General features: G+C 61.8%; 11 protein-coding genes and 1 pseudogene. 7 read left to right on the forward strand and 5 right to left on the reverse strand.

The features are described 5' to 3' along the window. Window positions 1-158 precede the first annotated feature (158 nt). The gene (locus V3W40_RS18605; protein ID WP_330215468.1) at window positions 159-1,436 is read left to right on the forward strand and encodes an O-acetylhomoserine aminocarboxypropyltransferase/cysteine synthase family protein; all 1,278 of its coding nucleotides are present in this window, start codon (window positions 159-161) and stop codon (window positions 1,434-1,436) included. Here V3W40_RS18605 and V3W40_RS18610 read toward each other — a convergent pair. The 3 genes from V3W40_RS18610 to putP form a co-directional block, all read right to left on the reverse strand. After that, window positions 1,422-2,147, reverse strand: coding sequence for a DUF4123 domain-containing protein (locus V3W40_RS18610; RefSeq protein ID WP_330215469.1), 726 nt, complete (start codon window positions 2,145-2,147; stop codon window positions 1,422-1,424). The two genes, V3W40_RS18605 and V3W40_RS18610, sit on opposite strands and share 15 nt — an antisense overlap. Beyond that, a complete protein-coding gene (locus V3W40_RS18615; RefSeq protein WP_330215470.1) occupies window positions 2,122-4,176 on the reverse strand; it encodes a type VI secretion system Vgr family protein in 2,055 nt (684 codons plus the stop codon). Before V3W40_RS18615 ends, V3W40_RS18610 begins: the two co-directional genes overlap by 26 nt. A gap of 203 nt (window positions 4,177-4,379) precedes the next feature. Further along, the gene (gene putP / locus V3W40_RS18620) at window positions 4,380-5,864 is read right to left on the reverse strand and encodes a sodium/proline symporter PutP (protein ID WP_330215471.1); all 1,485 of its coding nucleotides are present in this window, start codon (window positions 5,862-5,864) and stop codon (window positions 4,380-4,382) included. A gap of 460 nt (window positions 5,865-6,324) precedes the next feature. Between putP and putA the strand changes: the two genes are divergently transcribed. Both putA and V3W40_RS18630 read left to right on the forward strand, forming a co-directional pair. Then, a complete protein-coding gene (gene putA / locus V3W40_RS18625) occupies window positions 6,325-10,278 on the forward strand; it encodes a trifunctional transcriptional regulator/proline dehydrogenase/L-glutamate gamma-semialdehyde dehydrogenase (protein WP_330215472.1) in 3,954 nt (1,317 codons plus the stop codon). 152 nt (window positions 10,279-10,430) lie between these two features. Continuing rightward, window positions 10,431-12,233, forward strand: coding sequence for an acyl-CoA dehydrogenase (locus tag V3W40_RS18630; RefSeq protein ID WP_065925682.1), 1,803 nt, complete (start codon window positions 10,431-10,433; stop codon window positions 12,231-12,233). Here the strand turns inward: V3W40_RS18630 and V3W40_RS18635 are convergent. After that, the gene (locus tag V3W40_RS18635) at window positions 12,230-12,520 is read right to left on the reverse strand and encodes a cell division protein ZapA (protein WP_017526490.1); all 291 of its coding nucleotides are present in this window, start codon (window positions 12,518-12,520) and stop codon (window positions 12,230-12,232) included. The two genes, V3W40_RS18630 and V3W40_RS18635, sit on opposite strands and share 4 nt — an antisense overlap. Further along, complete coding sequence (locus tag V3W40_RS18640; RefSeq protein WP_003187970.1) at window positions 12,517-12,747, reverse strand: hypothetical protein; 231 nt, start codon at window positions 12,745-12,747, stop codon at window positions 12,517-12,519. The genes V3W40_RS18635 and V3W40_RS18640 overlap by 4 nt, the downstream gene beginning before the upstream one ends. Before the next feature lie 291 nt (window positions 12,748-13,038). On the opposite strand from V3W40_RS18640, the pseudogene V3W40_RS34750 reads away from it, so the two are divergent. From V3W40_RS34750 to mscK, 4 genes and pseudogenes are all read left to right on the forward strand, one after another. Next, a pseudogene (locus V3W40_RS34750) lies at window positions 13,039-13,794 on the forward strand (MCP four helix bundle domain-containing protein); the annotation flags it as partial. Continuing rightward, window positions 13,786-14,649, forward strand: a complete 864-nt coding sequence (locus V3W40_RS34755) for a methyl-accepting chemotaxis protein (RefSeq protein WP_370671258.1) — start codon at window positions 13,786-13,788, stop codon at window positions 14,647-14,649. The pseudogene V3W40_RS34750 and the gene V3W40_RS34755, both read left to right, overlap by 9 nt. Window positions 14,650-14,984: 335 nt before the next feature. Further along, window positions 14,985-16,727, forward strand: coding sequence for a potassium/proton antiporter (locus tag V3W40_RS18650; RefSeq protein ID WP_027604969.1), 1,743 nt, complete (start codon window positions 14,985-14,987; stop codon window positions 16,725-16,727). Window positions 16,728-16,779: 52 nt separating this feature from the next. Then, window positions 16,780-20,163 (forward strand): mechanosensitive channel MscK, encoded by a 3,384-nt coding sequence (gene mscK / locus V3W40_RS18655; protein ID WP_074848515.1) that lies wholly within the window; start codon window positions 16,780-16,782, stop codon window positions 20,161-20,163. The last annotated feature ends 15 nt before the right edge of the window (window positions 20,164-20,178 follow it).

Raw genomic sequence — 20,178 nt, forward strand, 5'->3', positions numbered from 1 at the left:
GGGCGAAGTTTACCTTCTAAGGGCGCAAAGGTGCAGGGCCGCATGCCGGGCGGTGCTTATGCCGCAAAGGCAGGCAGCCCGTTGAAAAAAATCTAAATGCCGACGGCAAGGCGGATTTATTGTGGCCTTCCACCACTCCAGGGAGGTCAATAACAACCATGAAAGACGCCACCATCGCGCTGCACCACGGTTTCAAGTCGGACCCGACCACCAAGGCCGTCGCCGTGCCGATCTACCAGAACGTCGCCTTCGAATTCGATAACGCCCAACACGGCGCCGACCTGTTCAACCTGGACGTACCCGGCAATATCTACACGCGCATCATGAACCCCACCAACGATGTGCTGGAGCAGCGCATCGCCGCCCTTGAAGGCGGTATCGCAGCGCTGGCAGTCTCGGCCGGCAGCGCGGCGATCCACTACGCAATCCAGACCTTGACCCGTGCGGGTGACAATATCGTCACCACTCCGCAGCTTTATGGTGGCACCTACACCCTCTTCGCCCACCTGCTGCCGAGCTTTGGCGTGGAGGTGCGTTTCGCCCGGGACGATTCCGCTGCAGCCATCGCCGAACTGATCGATGACAACACCAAGCTGGTGTACTGCGAAAGTATCGGCAACCCCGCGGGCAATATCATCGACATCGAAGCCCTGGCCGACGTTGCCCATGCCCGTGGCGTGCCGCTGGTGGTGGACAACACCGTGGCCACGCCGATCCTGTGCAAGCCGATCCAGTTCGGCGCCGACATCGTGGTGCACTCGGTGACCAAATACGTCGGCGGCCATGGCAACTCCCTGGGCGGTGTAATTGTCGACAGTGGCACGTTCCCGTGGACGAAATACGCGGATAAATTCCCCGGCCTCAACCAGCCCGAGCCGGCCTATCACGGCGTGGTCTATACCGAAAAATTCGGCCCCGCCGCCTTCATCGCCCGTGCTCGTACCGTGCCACTGCGCAACACCGGTGCAGCGTTGGCGCCGATGAATGCCTTCCTGTTGCTTCAAGGTCTGGAAACACTGGCATTGCGCATGGAGCGCCACACCGAAAACGCCCTGAAAATCGCGCAATTCCTGCAAGGCCATGCCCAGGTGGAATGGGTCAGCTACGCCGGCCTGCCGGACCACCCGCACCACGCATTGGCGCAGAAATACATGCAGGGCAAACCGTCGGCGATCCTGTCCTTCGGCTTGAAGGGCGGCTTTGATGCCGGTGTGCGCTTCTACGACGCCCTGCAAATCTTCAAGCGCTTGGTCAACATCGGCGACGCCAAGTCCCTGGCCTGCCACCCGGCTTCCACCACTCACCGACAGATGAACGAGCAGGAACAGGCCAAGGCCGGCGTAAAACCGGAAATGATTCGCCTGTCGGTGGGTATCGAAGCGGTCGAAGACCTGATCGACGACCTGCAACAGGCGCTGGCCTCAACTCAACTCTGAGTCCAGGTAGCCCGCCAGCGCTTCAGCGCTGATGTCCGTACTGCGCGCGAAGTAGGCGACCTTGTGCTGCAAGGTCGCCGGTGTGAACGCGGCATACAGGTCGGGACGCTGCTCTTCAAGCCACTGCAGCAGGTTGTCGATCAGGGTCTGTGGCGACTGCGCGGCCAAGTGTTCCAATAACGATTCAGGCACTCGCCACCAAGGGCTGGCTTTGGCCGCCGTTACCGACGCCGTCGCAACGCCCAGCGACTGGCCATTGATCAGATACCGCTGGAACACCGGCAACACCGCGCCGATTTCATCGCCCAGCTTCTGCACGATCGGCAGGAACTGAGCGCCATCCCAGAAGCGCAGGAACACACTCCGCTCATCGGGAAGCACTATCTTGGTCAGGCTTTGCAGGTGAGCAACGACGACTTCCAGCGGACTGGACGATACCGCCAGCCAACCCCAGTCCGAGGCTTCAGTGGTTGCGATCCAATCGAGGAAGGCACTGTCGGGCTCGACAACCCCTGCGTAGGGCATCACCTCATCCCACCCGGCATAGGCCGTACCTGCCCAGAGCGCTTGAGGCAACATCCCGCCGGTCGAGACTTGCCACGCAGCCAGCGGCTTCGCGTCGCTGGCACTGCTCAGTACCACGTAAAGCCGCTCATTGGGGAGTAGAGGGCATTGTGCCAGCCAGTCATCGGGGCTCAAGGGTTGGGACATCAGGATAAATTCCTTTTAAGGTTGAATGGAATGGGAGAGCGCACTGCCCGTCACTGCAGCGTTGGCACTCTTCACAAAACGGCGCGCTCCGTTTCAGGCTGGCGACCTGTATCCGGCTCAGCGGTGCAGGTATAACCGCCAGCAACGCCGCTTTCACCCCAGGCATCAATGGCGAAGCCGCCGGAGCAGGCGCGCCTCCCAGCTGAATCGGCGCGCTGCTGAAGATCCCGTCTGCCGACAGCGTAATCGACTGCCCACCGGCCTGAATTGTCACGCTTGCGCCCGCCTCTATAACGACGCTCTGCCCGGCGCCAATCTGGATGGCCCGCCCGGCCCGCATCTGCTGCGAACCACCGACCACCAGATGATCGTCCTGCTTGAGTTCGGTCAAACGATTGCCATGGGTGATGCGCTGCTCTTCGCCATGCAGTTCATGGTACGACTCACCGCCCACCCTGATGCGGCATTGATTGTCGATCTGCACCTGCTGGTCGTGCAGCACATGTTGGGTCCAGTCCCGCTGGGCGCGCAGGTAGATCTCCTCGGCGCCCTTGCGGTCTTCGATGCGCAGTTCGTTGTAGCCACCGCCACCGGGGCTGCTTTGGCTACGGAAGATGCTGCGGGTCTTGTCTGCCGGCAGGTCGAGGGGAACCGGCGTCGCCGCGTTGGGCAGGCAGCCCATCACCAGCGGCATGTCCATATCTCCATTGACGAACCCCACCAGCACTTCCATGCCCACGCGCGGGATAAGCACCGAACCATAGCGGTCATGGGCCCAACCGCTGGCCACCCGCAGCCAGCAACTGGAATGATCGTTATGCTCGCCAACGCGATCCCAGGCCAGTTGCACCTTGACCCGGCCGTATTCGTCGCAATGGATTTCACTGTCGACGGGGCCGGTGACCACGGCGTTCTGGTAACCCGACAAAGTCGGCCTCGAGTGCTCAGGTGAGGGCGGACGGAAGATCACGTCCCACGGAGTCGCCACACATTCATTGCGATACCCCTGAAGAAAATCTCCACCGCCAACCTCGGTGACAGCCTCCTCCAGAACCTGGGGCTGCCTGCCTTCGTGGGTAACTTGCGTCACCAGCCACACGTCATTCCATTCGTCCCGCGGATGCCCAGTCAACTTGAGGAACCGGCCGCTGCTCAATGCAGGGTCATCGCCGCTGGCACGAGCTATTCGATAGTCGCTACGGTGCCGCTCCAGGCCACGTTGCGCGAGGTATTTGCCGTGGGGGCGATCGGAAAAATGACCGGGGTAGGCCTGCGCCTCAAACCGTGGAAGCTGTTCGCCGACCACGCCACTCTCCAGCACCAGGCTCGGCTTGAGAAAGTCGTAGTCACGCAGGTTGACCGCGGTGGTGCGGGTTTCCAACCGCAGCGCAAAGCGCTTGATGGCCGGCGTATCCGCCACCATCCCGGAGCCCGGCATGTAGGGCGTAGGCTGATCGGGCGGGGCGAAAACGGTCTGGTCATCGCCAAACACCAGCAGGTGTCCTTCGGGCGAATGCTGGAAGTGATAGTGAATCCCCTGTTCGGCACACAGGCGCTGAATGAAGGCCAGGTCGCTCTCGCCAAACTGCACGCAATACTCGCGCTCGGGATAGGCGCCACTGAGGTGAAATTCGAATTGGTCCGCATGGAGCCGCTGCTCCGCCAGCACCTGCGCAATGATCTGCGGCACCGTCTTGTGCTGGAAGATCCGCTGGTGACTGCTGTGCGCGAGATAGGCCAACTGCGGCACAAGGCTGATCTGGTAACGCGTCAGCCGCCGCCCGGAATCGCCCTGCGCGACCCGATAAACCAGGCCATGGATACCACGGCCGTGAGCGTCGAAACCCAGGTATGCCGGGCGATGCAGCAGGCTTTCCAGGTCCAGGTCGGGCTGTTCGCTGACCAGTTCAAGATCAAAACGATACGGCTGGCTGATGGCTTCGCGACCCCGGAACTCAAACACCTTGAGTTCACTCGACACACCGTCAAGAGTCAGGGTAAAGGCACTTTGATTGGCAGGAGCGAACATCCGGTGTTTCTCTGCGAGGGGTAGGCGGGAGATTCTGCACCACTGCCTCACCCTGCCGGGCACAGCCCAAATAAATCAGTAAAACCCTACATGTGTACGTAGGAGTCCTACTCAGTCCAGCTCGAATCGCACGCAAAAAAAGACCCGCCATCCGTAGGACGCGGGCCTTCTTTTAATTCATCGAGCGCTCAGCGCCCGGCAAATCACTTGTTGAGGTTGTAGTCTTTTTCCGCCGCATCAAAGCGCTCGACCATACCGGCTGTCGGTGCGCCCAGCTTGCTCACGACGTAGATCGCCAGGCTGGCGAAGATGAAGCCTGGGATGATTTCGTACAGACCCAGCAGTTCGAAGTGCTTCCACACGATCACGGTGATCGCGCCGACCAGGATCCCGGCCAGTGCGCCGTTGCGGGTCATGTTTTTCCAGATCACCGAGATCAGCACCACAGGGCCGAACGCAGCACCGAAACCGGCCCAGGCGTAGCTCACCAGCCCCAGGACGCGGTTGTTCGGGTTGGCGGCCATGGCGATGGCGATCAAGGCCACCAGCAGTACCATCAAGCGGCCGACCCACACCAGTTCAAGCTGGGAAGCGCTTTTGCGCAGGAAGGTCTTGTAGAAGTCTTCGGTCAGGGCGCTGGAGCACACCAGCAACTGGCAGCTCAGGGTGCTCATGACCGCAGCCAGGATGGCCGACAGCAGCACGCCCGCGATCCATGGGTTGAACAGCAACTTGGCCAGTTCGATAAACACGCGCTCGTGGTTCTCGTTGACCGGGCCCGCCACTTCCGGGTGCGCCGAGAAGTAGGCGATGCCGAAGAAGCCCACGGCCACGGTGCCGCCCAGGCACAGGATCATCCAGGTCATGGAGATGCGACGCGCGTTGGCGATCGACTTCACCGAATCCGCCGCCATAAAGCGCGCGAGGATGTGTGGTTGGCCGAAGTAACCCAGGCCCCAGCCCATCAGCGAGATGATGCCGATGAAGGTGGTGTTTTTCAGCATGTTGAAGTTGTCGGGGTTCTTGGCTTCGATGGCCAGGAAGGTGGTGTCGACGCCACCGGTGGCCAGCAGCACGATGATCGGCGTAAGGATCAGCGCGAAAATCATCAGTGTGGCTTGTACGGTGTCGGTCCAGCTGACAGCCAGGAAACCACCCACGAAGGTGTAGGCAATCGTCGCCGCAGCACCGGCCCACAGCGCGGTCTCGTAGGACATGCCGAAGGTGCTTTCGAACAGGCGGGCACCGGCCACGATGCCGGACGCGCAGTAGATGGTGAAGAACACCAGGATCACGACCGCAGAGATGATCCGCAGCAGGCCGCTTTTATCTTCGAAACGGCTGGAGAAGTAGTCCGGCAGGGTCAGGGCGTCGCCGTTGTGCTCGGTCTGTACCCGCAGGCGACCGGCCACGAACAGCCAGTTGAGGTAGGCACCGACGATCAGGCCGATGGCGATCCAGCTTTCCGACAGGCCGGACATGTAGATCGCGCCCGGCAAACCCATCAACAACCAGCCGCTCATGTCGGAAGCACCGGCGGACAAGGCTGTCACCACGCTACCGAGGCTGCGACCGCCCAGGATGTAATCGGAAAGGTTGTTGGTGGAGCGATAGGCCATCAGGCCGATCAGCACCATTGCTGCGATGTAGATCACGAATGTGATCAGGGTTGGATTACTTACGCTCATATGAGTGACGCCCTGGCTTTGTTTTTATGTAGCGGCGGTCTGTCAGACGGCCACCCACTGGTCAGTGAGTAAACGTACCTGCGTGCCGCGCATTTATGACTGACGTTTCCCCAGGAAAGCCGCCAGCCGATGAACCAAACCCTAAAGTCGGTTGCACCTTGGGCGCGAATGCTATTCAACAAAGTAAATAAGGTGCAACCAGTTTCTTGGGAATAAGTTGCACCCAGGTGTAAAACACAAAAAACACTGGTTTTTTGCTCCTTTTCGGAGCAAGAACAGCCGATCTCAGAAGCAAACGCACCAAGCCGAAGCAGATTCCGTCGACGGCCGATTTTTTCCGATCATGCGTCGAAAAATTCATCAACAAAATGGGTTGCACCCGGTTGCACCTATCCCTGAGCAAAGCTAATCTTGCCGCCAGCTGATGCCACTCGGTAGTGGCACCCATGAGGATAAGAAAATGGCTACGACCACCCTTGGGGTCAAACTCGACGACCCGACCCGCGAACGCCTCAAGGCGGCCGCGACCTCCATTGATCGCACGCCGCACTGGCTGATCAAGCAGGCGATTTTCAATTACCTGGAGAAACTCGAGGGTGGTGCAACCCTGACCGAGCTCAACGGCTTGAGCAGCAAGGACGCTGACGACGCAGGCGAAGTCCAGAGCGACCACGCCCACCAGTGCTTCCTTGAGTTCGCCGAGAGCATCCTGCCGCAATCCGTACTGCGCGCTTCGATCACCGCCGCTTACCGTCGCCCCGAGCCGGAAGTGGTGCCGATGCTGATCGAACAGGCCCGCCTGCCGGTGCAAATGGCCGAAGCCACCAACAAGCTCGCCGCTTCGATTGCGGAAAAACTGCGCAATCAGAAGAGTGCCGGCGGCCGTGCCGGGATTGTTCAGGGCCTGCTGCAGGAATTCTCGCTGTCGTCCCAAGAAGGCGTAGCCCTGATGTGCCTGGCCGAAGCACTGCTGCGGATCCCGGACAAAGGCACCCGCGACGCGCTGATCCGCGACAAGATCAGCACCGGCAACTGGCATCCGCACCTGGGCAACAGCCCGTCGCTGTTCGTCAACGCCGCCACCTGGGGCCTGCTGCTGACCGGCAAGCTGGTCGCCACCCATAACGAAGCCGGCCTCACCTCATCCCTGAGCCGCATCATCGGCAAGAGCGGCGAGCCGATGATCCGCAAGGGCGTCGACATGGCCATGCGCCTGATGGGCGAGCAGTTCGTGACCGGCGAAACCATCGCCGAAGCCCTGGCCAACGCGAGCAAATTCGAAGCCAAGGGTTTCCGCTATTCCTACGACATGCTTGGTGAAGCCGCCCTCACCGAACACGACGCGCAGAAATACCTGGCCTCGTACGAACAAGCCATTCACTCCATCGGCAAAGCCTCCCACGGCCGTGGGATTTATGAAGGCCCGGGCATCTCCATCAAGCTGTCGGCCCTGCACCCGCGTTACAGCCGTGCGCAGTACGAGCGCGTGATGGATGAGCTGTACCCGCGCCTGCTGTCCCTGACCCTGCTGGCCAAGCAATACGATATCGGCCTGAACATCGACGCCGAAGAAGCCGACCGCCTGGAGCTGTCGCTGGATCTGCTCGAGCGCCTGTGCTTCGAACCGCAACTGACCGGCTGGAACGGCATTGGCTTCGTGATCCAGGCCTACCAGAAGCGTTGCCCGTATGTGATCGACTACGTCATCGACCTGGCACGCCGCAGCCGCCATCGCCTGATGATCCGCCTGGTAAAAGGCGCGTACTGGGACAGCGAGATCAAACGCGCCCAGGTCGAAGGCCTGGAAGGCTATCCGGTGTATACCCGCAAGGTGTACACCGATGTTTCCTACATTGCCTGTGCACGCAAGCTGCTGTCGGTACCGGAAGTCATCTACCCGCAGTTCGCTACGCACAACGCCCATACCTTGTCGGCGATTTACCATATCGCCGGTCAGAACTATTACCCCGGCCAGTACGAGTTCCAATGCCTGCACGGCATGGGTGAACCGTTGTACGAGCAGGTAGTAGGCAAGGTTTCCGAAGGCAAGCTGAACCGTCCGTGCCGCGTGTACGCACCGGTCGGCACTCACGAAACACTGCTGGCCTACCTGGTGCGTCGTCTGCTGGAAAACGGCGCCAACACCTCGTTCGTCAACCGTATCGCCGACCAGTCCATCTCGATCCAGGAGCTGGTGGCCGATCCAGTGGCCAGCATCGAGCAGATGGCGACGCTGGAAGGCGGCTTCGGCCTGCCGCACCCGCGTATCCCGCTGCCCCGTGACCTGTACGGCAGCGACCGTGCCAACTCGGCCGGTATCGACCTGGCCAACGAACACCGCCTGGCATCGCTGTCCTGCGCCCTGCTGGCCACTGCCCACAACAACTGGAAGGCCGCGCCGATGCTCGGTTGCGCCGCCAGCGATCAAGCGGCGGCACCGGTATTGAATCCGTCCGACCTGCGTGACGTGGTCGGTCACGTGCAAGAAGCCACCGTCGAAGACGTCGACAACGCGATCCAGTGCGCCATCAGCGCCGGCCCGATCTGGCAGGCCACCCCGCCCGCCGAACGCGCCGCGATCCTGGAACGTGCCGCCGACCTGATGGAAGGCGAGATCCAGCCGCTGATGGGCCTGCTGGCCCGCGAAGCCGGCAAGACCTTCGCCAACGCCATCGCCGAAGTGCGTGAGGCCGTGGACTTCCTGCGCTACTACGCGGTACAGGCTCGCAACGACTTCACCAATGACGCCCACCGCCCATTGGGCCCAGTGGTGTGCATCAGCCCGTGGAACTTCCCGCTGGCGATTTTCAGTGGGCAAGTGGCTGCCGCACTGGCCGCCGGTAACCCGGTCTTGGCCAAGCCAGCCGAACAAACCCCGCTGGTGGCTGCACAAGCCGTGCGCATCCTGCTCGAAGCCGGTATTCCCCAAGGCGTACTGCAATTGCTGCCGGGCCAGGGTGAAAGCGTCGGTGCGCGCCTGGTGGGTGATGATCGCGTCAAGGGCGTGATGTTCACCGGTTCCACCGAAGTCGCGCGCCTGCTGCAACGCAATGTCGCCGGGCGCCTGGATGCCCAGGGCCGTCCGATCCCGCTGATCGCCGAGACCGGCGGCCAGAACGCGATGATCGTCGATTCCTCGGCGCTCACCGAGCAGGTGGTCATCGACGTGGTGTCCTCGGCCTTCGACAGCGCCGGTCAACGTTGCTCGGCCCTGCGCGTGTTGTGCCTGCAGGAAGATTCGGCAGACCGCGTGATCGAAATGCTCAAGGGCGCCATGGCTGAATGCCGCCTGGGCAACCCGGAACGCCTGTCGGTGGACATCGGCCCGGTGATCGACGCCGAAGCCAAGGCCGGCATCGAGAAACACATCCAGGCCATGCGCGACAAAGGCCGCAATGTGTACCAGGTGGCGATTGCCGACGGTGAAGAAATCAAGCGCGGCACCTTCGTGATGCCCACCCTGATCGAGCTGGAAAGCTTCGACGAACTGCAACGGGAGATCTTCGGCCCGGTGCTGCACGTGGTGCGCTACAAGCGCAAGGAGATCGACCAGCTTATCGGCCAGATCAACGCGTCCGGCTATGGCCTGACCCTGGGCGTACACACCCGTATCGACGAGACCATCGCCAAGGTGATCGACAACGTCAATGCCGGTAACGTCTATGTAAACCGCAACATCGTCGGTGCCGTGGTCGGCGTGCAGCCGTTCGGCGGCGAAGGCCTGTCGGGCACAGGCCCGAAAGCCGGTGGTCCGCTGTACCTGTACCGCTTGCTGTCAACCCGTCCTACCGATGCGATCGAGCAATCCTTCGTACGTGGCGACAAGCTGGCGGCACCGGACGTACGTCTGCGCGATGCCATGAGCCAACCGCTGACCGCCCTGAAAACCTGGGCCGACACCAATAAGTTCAGCGAGCTGAGCGCGCTGTGCAGCCAGTTCGCCGCGCAATCCCAAAGCGGTATCACCCGTCAATTGGCCGGCCCGACCGGCGAGCGCAACAGCTACGCCATCCTGCCTCGCGAGCACGTACTGTGCCTGGCGGACGTGGAAGGCGATCTGTTGACTCAACTGGCGGCGGTATTGGCGGTCGGCGGTTCGGCGGTATGGCCGGAAACCGACTTGACCAAGGCCGTGTTCCCACGGTTGTCGAAGGAGATTCAGGCGAAAATCAAGCGCGTGGCCGACTGGAGCAAGGACGAGGTGGTGTTTGACGCCGTCCTGCACCACGGCGATTCCGACCAACTGCGTGGGGTGTGCCAGCAAGTGGCGCAGCGTGGCGGGGCGATTGTCGGGGTACATGGTTTGTCTCAGGGCGAGACCACGATTGCCTTGGAGCGCCTGGTGATCGAACGTGCGTTGAGCGTTAACACCGCTGCTGCCGGCGGTAATGCCAGCCTGATGACCATCGGCTAACTGAATGTGGGAGGGGGCTTGCCCTCTCCCACATTTGATCGCATTTCAATTCCCCTCCCCGCGTTCTGCCTCTTCATCACCCAGATCAATCTTGCTATCCAGTCTTTATTCGCGCACTTAGACTCAGGCCAATTCCCCAAAGGTAATCCGCCATGTCCGAGACGCTGCTCAGTTCCCGCAATCTGGCTTTCGAGCTGTACGAAGTCCTCGATGCCGAGGGCCTGACCCAGCGCGAGCGGTTTGCCGAGCACAACCGCGAAACCTTCGATGCGGCCATCAGCACGGCCCGCAACATTGCCGAGAAGTACTTCGCGCCACACAACCGCAAGAACGACGAGAACGAACCGCGTTTTGAGGACGGCAAGGCGATTCTGATTCCGGAAGTGAAACCGGCGGTGGATGCGTTCCTTGAAGCCGGCTTCCTCAATGCGGCCCGCAGCTTCGAAGCCGGTGGCATGCAGTTGCCGACCCTGCTGTCCCAGGCCTGCTTCGCTCACTTCCAATCCGCCAACGCGGCCTCGACGTCCTACCCGTTCCTGACCATGGGCGCCGCCAACCTGATCGAAAGCTTCGGCACCGAGGAGCAAAAACAGCGCTTCCTGCAACCAATGATCGAAGGCCGTTTCTTCGGCACCATGGCCCTGACCGAGCCCCACGCCGGCTCATCGCTGTCGGATATTCGTACCCGCGCCGAGCCCGCGGCTGACGGCAGCTATCGCCTCAAAGGTAACAAGATCTTCATCTCCGGCGGCGACCACCCGCTGTCGGAAAACATCGTGCACATGGTGCTGGCCAAGCTGCCGGACGCGCCCGCCGGGGTGAAGGGCATTTCGCTGTTTATCGTGCCCAAATTCCTGGTCAACGACGACGGCAGCCTCGGCGCGCGCAACGACGTGCTGCTGGCCGGGCTGTTTCATAAGATGGGCTGGCGTGGCACCACGTCCACGGCACTGAATTTCGGCGATAACGGCAACTGCGTCGGCTATCTGGTGGGTAAACCGCACCAAGGCCTGAGCTGCATGTTCCAGATGATGAACGAGGCGCGCATCGGTGTCGGCATGGGCGCGGTGATGCTCGGTTACGCCGGTTATCTCTATTCGCTGGAATACGCCCGCGAACGCCCGCAAGGCCGCTTGCCCGACAGCAAGGACCCAGGCACCGCGCCGGTCTCGATCATCCAGCACGCCGATATCAAGCGCATGCTGCTGACGCAAAAAGCCTACGTCGAAGGTGCCTTTGACCTGGGCCTGTACGCCGCGCGGCTGTTCGATGACACCACCACACTGGAGACCGAGGCCGAACGCAAACAGGCCCATGAACTGCTGGACCTGCTCACCCCCATCGTCAAATCCTGGCCCTCGGAGTTCTGCCTCAAGGCCAACGAACTGGCGATCCAGATCCTCGGCGGCCATGGTTATACCCGCGAATACCCGGTGGAGCAGTACTACCGCGACAACCGTCTGAACCCGATCCACGAGGGCACCCATGGCATCCAGTCCCTGGACCTGCTGGGGCGCAAGCTGGCGCAGAACGGCGGCGCGGGCCTGAAGCAACTGATCCGGCTGATCGCCGACACGGGCGCGCGGGCACAGGAATATCCAGGCCTGACGGCATTGAGAGAGCCGCTGGAGCACCTGGTCAGCCGCCTGCAAAGCGTGACCATCGGCCTGCTGACGGATCTCGCCCAGGGCAAGGTCAACAGCAGCCTGGCGAACTCGGCGCTGTACCTGAAGGTATTCGGGCATACGGTGATTGGCTGGCGCTGGCTGGAACAGGCGATTCGCGCCGAAGAAGGGCTGGCCAAGGGCAATGTGGCCGATGTCGCCTTCTATCAAGGCAAGCTCCAGGCCGCCCGGTACTTCCTGACTTGGGAGATTCCGGGCTGCCATCATGAACTGGTGATTCTGGAGGCACGGGATGATACGTGCCTGGGGATGCAGGATGAGTGGTTCTAGGGCTGGATCGCCTTGGAAATCACCTCGACCGTGGCGCTGACTTGCTCTTGGTAACGGTCGAGTTCCTGCTGGTGAGCCTGCTGCATTTCGATCTGCTCGGCGCACAGGTTCAGCGCCGCCAGCACCAGTAGCTTGTCACCGATCAGGGTCGGGTACTTTTTCTTGGTGGTGGCCAGGGAGGCCTTGAGCATGGTCACGGCGTGCATCAGGGTTTTATCTTCCCCCGCCGGGGCCTTGATCGAGTAATCCTCTCCGAGAATCGAAACGACCTTTATCCCTTCATTCATGCGCTGACAGGGCCTGCGCTCACGCGCTCAACCAGCGCCTGGATACGTGCTGCGGTGGCGCCGTGCTTTTCTTCCTGCTCCATCAGGTTCAGTTGCAGGCTGTCGTTCTCATCCTTGGCGCGAGCCAGTTCGGCCTTGAGGGATTCGTTGCTGCCCAGTAGCTCCTGATTCTGCTGTACCAGGTCGCTGACCAGTTGTTCCAGTTGGCTGAGGGATGCTTCTAACATTTTGATTTCTCGGGCTTTTTCAAAGGGCGGTGACGATAAAGAAAATTCACCTCGGATGCCAGGGTTATCCCGGGCGCGCAGCCCGTTTTTTAAGGGCCGGACCACGCTTTCGAGCCTTAGTGACTGCATTTCCCCCATCTGGTTCCTGAATCCGCGCAACCCCTCGTCAGATGCGACAAAAACGCACAGCCCCCTTTAGACTTTAGTCGTATGCCCGATAGAGAGGCACACCCCGTCTCATGACCGCACGGATTGCGCCTCTCCCAGGATTTCCGCATGTCGCTTCGTAATATGAATATCGCTCCGAGGGCCTTCCTCGGCTTCGCGTTTATTGGCGCGTTGATGTTGTTTCTAGGCGTGTTCGCCCTGAACCAGATGAGCAAGATCCGTGGCGCCACTGAAGACATTACCTTGTCCAGCGTGCCAAGCATCCGCGCCCTGGACGAGTTCACCCAACTGACCCTGCGCCTGCGCGTGCTGTCTTACCGCTTGCTGACCAACCGCGAGCCGGATGTGCAGCAAAAGACCCTGGAAGCCTTCGAACTGCGCAACCAGCAGATCCGCACCACCCAGGGCGTCTACGAGAAACTGATTGAAAGCAGCGAAGAACGTAGCACCTACAACGAATATGTAAGCCTGCTGGGCCAGTACCATCAGATTGAAGAGCGCATGAAGAGCCTGTCACGGGCCAACCAGATGGATGAGCTGCGCAGCCTGCTTAACACCGAATTGCTGAGCAACTCCGAGCAGGTCAACGCCGTGCTGACGCGCCTGCTGGACCTCAATAACAAGATGGCCCTGGCCACCAATCAGGAGGCCGAAGACCAATACAACACGGCCTTCAACCTGGTCGTGGGCCTGCTGGTGATCGCCACGCTGCTGACCCTGCTGTTTGCCTGGCTGCTGACCCGCAGCATCACCCTGCCGATTTCACAGGCACTGGAAGCGGCGGAAGAAGTCGCCGAAGGCAACCTGACACGGCCGATCAAAGTCGACGGCAACGATGAGGCCGGGCGCCTGCTCGCCGCCATGGCCAAGATGCAGGACAAACTGCGCGACACCCTGCAACGCATCGCCGGCTCCGCCACCCAACTGGCTTCCGCCGCCGAGGAACTGAACGCCGTCACCGACGAAAGTGCCCGTGGCCTGACCCGGCAAAACAACGAAATAGAGCAAGCCGCCACCGCCGTCAACGAGATGACCAGCGCCGTTGAAGAAGTCGCACGCAATGCGGTGAGCACCTCGGAAGCCTCGCGCAACGCCACCACGTCTGCTGGCGACGGCCGCGACCTGGTGCAGGAAACCGTCAGCGCCATCGAGCGCATGAGCGGCGATGTGCAAGCAACCGCCACCCTGATCGGCGAACTGGCCAATGAGTCGCGCGATATCGGCAAAGTGCTGGACGTGATTCGCGGCCTGGCCGACCAGACCAATTTGCTTGCCCTGAACGCGGCGATTGAAGCCGCGCGCGCCGGTGAAGCCGGTCGCGGGTTCGCGGTGGTCGCCGATGAAGTGCGGGCCCTGGCCCATCGTACCCAGCAGTCCACCAGCGAGATCGAGCGGATGATCGGCAGTATCCAGGCCGGCACCGAGCACGCGGTGGACTCGATGCGCAACAGCACCGAGCGGGCGGAGTCGACGCTGAACATCGCCAAAGGCGCAGGGATGTCGCTGGACACCATCAACACGGCGATTGTCGAGATCAACGAGCGCAACCTGGTGATCGCCAGCGCTGCGGAAGAACAGGCGCAGGTGGCGCGGGAAGTGGACCGCAACCTGGTGAACATTCGTGATCTGTCGGTGCAATCCGCTACGGGCGCCAGCCAGACCAGCGCCGCGAGCAGCGAATTGTCACGCCTGGCGGTAGACCTGAACGGGATGGTAGGCCGCTTCCGCCTCTAACGCCCTGCACTGGCTGAAATGTGGGAGGGGGCTTGCCCTAATGCCGGTCAGTTAAGGCTTTTTGTAGGAGCGAGCTTGCTCGCGAAAAACGCCCAGGCAACGCGTTCATTCTCGATAAGCGCGGTGGCCCTGAGTTCTTCGCGAGCAAGCTCGCTCCTACAGTGAATCACTTTCGCTTAACTGAACGGCATTAGGGCTTGCCCCTCCCAAATTTAGTTATGCGTGAATCAGAAAAAGCTTTTTGACAGCACCGCAATTCAACAGGTTAGAATCCCTGGCACGCAGACTGCATGGTCAGTTTGCGTCCCGTCTTATTTGCCCATGGAGTACTGCCTTTGAATGCGACGACCATCAACAGCCTGTTCTTGATCGGCGCGTTGCTGGTGAGTGCGAGCATTCTGGTGAGTTCTCTTTCCTCGCGCCTGGGTATCCCGATCCTGGTGATCATCCTGGCCGTGGGCATGGTGGCCGGCGTCGATGGCGGCGGCATCATTTTCGACAATTACCCGACTGCCTACCTGGTGGGCAACCTCGCGCTGGCAGTGATCCTGCTCGACGGCGGCTTGCGTACACGGGTGGCGAGTTTCCGCGTGGCACTCTGGCCGGCATTGTCCCTGGCCACGGTGGGGGTGTTGATTACCACCGGCCTCACCGGCATGGCGGCGGCCTGGCTGTTTGACCTGAATATTATCCAGGGCCTGCTGATCGGTGCGATTGTCGGCTCGACCGACGCCGCAGCGGTGTTCTCGCTGCTGGGCGGCAAGGGCCTGAACGAACGGGTGACCGCCAGCCTCGAGATCGAATCCGGCAGTAACGACCCCATGGCGGTGTTCCTCACCGTCACCCTGATCGACATGCTCGCCAGCGGCCAGACCGGCCTGCACTGGAGCCTGCTGACCCACCTGGTGCGCGAGTTCGGCATCGGTGGCATCGTCGGCCTCGGCGGCGGCTGGCTGATGCTGCAAATGGTCAACCGCATCAACCTGGCCACCGGCCTGTACCCGATCCTGGTGATCGCCGGCGGCCTGTTCGTGTTCGCCCTGACCAACGCCTTCCATGGCAGCGGCTTCCTCGCCGTGTACCTGTGCGGCCTGGTGATCGGCAATCGCCCGGTGCGTAGCCGCCATGGCATTTTGCATATGCTCGACGGCATGGCCTGGCTCGCGCAGATCGGTATGTTCCTGGTGCTGGGCCTGCTGGTCACGCCCCATGATTTGCTGCCGATTGCCCTGCCGGCCCTGGGCCTGGCGCTGTGGATGATCCTGTTTGCGCGGCCGCTGTCGGTGATGGTCGGCCTGCTGCCGTTCAAAGCCTTCCATGGCCGTGAAAAGGCTTTTATCGCCTGGGTCGGCCTGCGCGGCGCGGTGCCGATCATCCTGGCGGTGTTCCCGTTGATGGCCGGCCTGCCCCATGCGCAGCTGTACTTCAACCTGGCGTTCTTTATCGTGCTGGTGTCGCTGCTGGTACAGGGCACCAGCCTGCCGTGGGTGGCCAAGCTGCTCAAAGTGACCGTTCCGCCGGACCCGGCGCCGATCTCCCGCGCAGCCCTGGAAGTGCACGTCACCAGCGAGTGGGAGCTGTTCGTCTACCGCCTGGGCGCAGAAAAATGGTGCATCGGCGCGGCCCTGCGCGAGCTGAAAATGCCCGAAGGCACGCGCATCGCGGCCCTGTTCCGTGGCCAGCAACTGCTCCATCCGTCGGGTAGTACGGTGCTGGAAGTCGGCGATCTGCTCTGTGTGATCGGCCATGAACACAACCTGCCGGCCCTGGGCAAACTGTTCAGCCAGGCACCGCAACGCGGCCTCGATTTGCGCTTCTTCGGCGACTTCGTCCTCGAAGGCGACGCCCAGCTGGGCGCGGTTTCAGCGCTGTATGGCCTCAAGCTCGAAGGGATCGACCCGGACATGCCGCTGAGCCGCTTCATCACCCAGAAAGTCGGCGGCGCGCCGGTAGTGGGCGACCAGGTGGAGTGGAACAACACCATCTGGACCGTCGCGGTCATGGACGGGAACAAGATTGGCAAAGTCGGCGTCAGATTCCCCGAAGGAAGTCGCCCGGGCCCCGGACTCTTCCTCTAAACTGCGGGGCGACAGCACGCCCCCGATTCTTCACCTTGCTCGATCGGTCTCTATGCCAACCCTGCGCACTTTTCTCGCCACTGCCCTCCTGGGCCTGACCCTTTGTGTCGGCAGCGTCTACGCCGCCGACCCGCCCAGCGCCGACGCCATCCAGCAAACCCTGGACAAGCTGCCTGATCGCAAACTGCCCGACGCCGACATGAAGGCGCTGCAGTCGATCCTGCAACAGACCCTGACCTACCTGGGCAACAAGCAGGATTACGAGCAGCGCCTGGTCGACCTCAAGCGCCAGCTGGAAGACGCGCCGCGCCAGACCAGCGAGAACCAGCGCGAACTGACCCGGCTCAAGGCCACCAAGGTCATTCCGGTAGCCCAACGCTACGCCACCCTGCCGGTGCCGCAGCTTGAGCAATTGCTGGTGCAGCGCAGCACCCAGCAAGGCGACCTGCAAAAGGAACTGGCCGACGCCAACAGCCTGACCATCGCCGCCCAGACCCGTCCCGAGCGCGCCCAGACCGAAATCAGCAGCAGCCAGACGCGCATCCAGCAGATCAATGCCACCCTCAAGGCCGGCAAGGACAATGGCAAAGCCCTCAGCAGCGACCAGCGCAACCAACTGAATGCCGAACTGGCCTCCCTGAATGCCCTGATCCCCCTGCGTCGCCAGGAACTGGCCGGCAATAGCCAGCTGCAGGACCTGGGCAACAGCCAGCACGACTTGATCCAGGAAAAAACCGCGCGCCTGGAACAAGAGATCCAGGACCTGCAAACCCTGATCAACCAGAAACGCCTGGCCCAGTCCCAGCAGACCGTCACCCAACAGTCCATCGAAGCGCAAAAGGCCGGCGGCAGCAGCCTGCTGGCCACGGAAAGCGCGGCCAACCTGAAGCTGTCCGACTACCTGCTCAAGAGTACCGACCGCCTCAACGACCTGACCCAGAAGAACCTGCAGACCAAGCAACAGCTGGACACCGTGACCCAGAGCGATTCGGCCCTGGACGAGCAGATCAATGTGCTCAAGGGCAGCCTGCTCCTCTCGAAGATTCTGTATAAGCAGAAACAAGCGTTGCCCCGCCTGACGGTGGACCGCGACCTGGCGGACGATATCGCCAACATTCGCCTGTACCAGTTCGAGGTCAACCAACAGCGCGAGCTGATCAGCTCCCCCAGCACCTATGTGGATAACCTGCTGGCCAACCAGCCGCCGGCCGACGTCACCCCGCAACTGCGGCGCACCCTGCTGGAACTGGCGATCACCCGCAGCGACTTGCTGGAGCGCCTGAGCCGCGAGCTGAGCGCGCTGCTCAACGAATCCATCACCCTGCAACTGAACCAGAAACAACTGCTCAGCACCGCCACCACCCTGCGCGCGACGCTCGATGAACAGATGTTCTGGATCCCCAGCAACAAGCCGCTGGACACCGAGTGGCTGGAAACCGTGCCGGCGCACCTGAGCAAGCAGGTCACCACCCTGCCCTGGGCCTCCAGCGTCAGCGAGCTGTACGACGGCCTGACCCAGCGTCCGCTGCTGTTTTTGCCGTTGCTGCTGTTGATCGGTGCCCTGTTGTGGCGCCGCAACGCGTTGTACGCGCGCCTGAAAAGAGTCCACCTGGACATCGGCCACTTCAAACGCGACAGCCAATGGCACACGCCCCAGGCGATCCTGGTAAATATCCTGTTGGCGATGCCGGTAGCACTGGGCCTGGCGCTGTGCGGCTACGCGCTGCAGATCGACGCACGTGGGCAGAACGCCAACCTGGGTGCAGCGCTGTTGCAGATCGCCCAGGCATGGCTGGTGTTCTACACCGCCTACCGCATCCTGGCGCCGGGCGGCGTGGCCGAGTTGCACTTCCGCTGGGAAAAGCCCCAGGTCGAATTCCTCCAGGGCTGGGTACGCAAGCTCGGGCTGGTGGTGCTGGCCCTGGTGGCCGTGGTGGCGATTGCCGAGCATCAACCGGCGGCGCTGGCCGACGACGTGCTGGGCATTGGTGTGGTCCTGACCTGCTACGCCCTGATGGCCTGGCTGCTGGGACGCCTGCTGCTGCACAGCCCGACCCACGAAAAAGCCTCGCTGTTCCGCAAAGCCGTGGGCCTGCTGTTTACCGCCCTGCCTGTCGCGCTGTTCATTGCCGTGTGCTTTGGCTACTACTACACCGCACTCAAGCTCAGCGACCGGCTGATCAACACCCTGTACCTGCTGATGTTCTGGCTGGTCATCGAAGCCACCTTCGTCCGCGGCCTGGGCGTTGCCGCCCGACGCCTGGCCTATTCCCGCGCCCTGGCCAAACGCCAGGCCGCCAAGGAAGCCGGCGAAGGCGAAGCGGTGATCGAAGAGCCGACCCTGGATATCGAACAGGTCAACGAACAATCGATGCGCCTGATCCGCCTGGCGCTGCTCGGCGGCTTTATCGCGGCGCTGTACTGGGTATGGTCGGACCTGATCTCGGTATTTTCCTACCTGGACAACGTCACCCTGTACGAATACACCAGCGGCACCGGTGCCAATATCAGCATGGTGCCGATCAGCATCGGCGACCTGCTCGGCGCGCTGATCATCATCGGCATCACCTTCGCCCTGGCGCGCAACCTGCCCGGCCTGCTGGAAGTGCTGGTGCTGTCCAAGCTGGACCTGGCCCAGGGCAGTGCCTACGCCACGACCACCTTGCTGTCCTACATCATTGCCGGCGTGGGCTTTGTCTCGACCCTGTCCACCCTCGGCGTGAGCTGGGACAAGTTGCAATGGCTGGTGGCCGCGCTGTCGGTGGGGTTGGGCTTCGGCATGCAGGAGATCTTCGCCAACTTTATCTCCGGCATCATGATCCTGTTCGAGCGCCCGGTGCGCATCGGCGACACCATCACCATCGGCAACCTGTCGGGCACGGTGAGCAAGATCCGCATCCGCGCCACCACCATCACCGACTTCGACCGCAAGGACATCATTGTCCCGAACAAGACGTTCATTACCGGGCAACTGATCAACTGGTCGCTGACCGACACCATCACCCGTGTGACCCTCAAGCTGGGCGTTGACTACGGCTCCGACCTGGACCTGGTGAAGGAATTGTTGCTCAAGGCTGCGCGAGAAAACCCAAGGGTGTTGAAGGAACCGGAACCCCATGTGTACTTCCTCAACTTCGGCGAAAGCACCCTCGACCACGAACTGCGCATGCACGTGCGCGACCTCGGCGACCGCAACCCGGTGATCGACGAAGTGAACCGCTTTATCAACCGCGAGTTCAAGAACCACCACATCAACATCTCGTTCCGGCAGATGGAGGTGTACCTGAAAAACCTCCACGGCCAGGAGTACAAGCTGGTGCCGGTGGAAGACGAGAAGAGAACCATCGTCGGACCGGCCGACGCGCAAGATGTGCCGGAGCCGCCGGACGGCAAAGTGGCGGATGCACCCGAGCCACCGCCCAGCAAACTCGACTAAACGCCCTATCCCCAG

It is taken from the genome of Pseudomonas sp. AM8 (assembly GCF_036346475.1).
Taxonomy (GTDB): Bacteria; Pseudomonadota; Gammaproteobacteria; order Pseudomonadales; family Pseudomonadaceae; genus Aquipseudomonas; species Aquipseudomonas marginalis.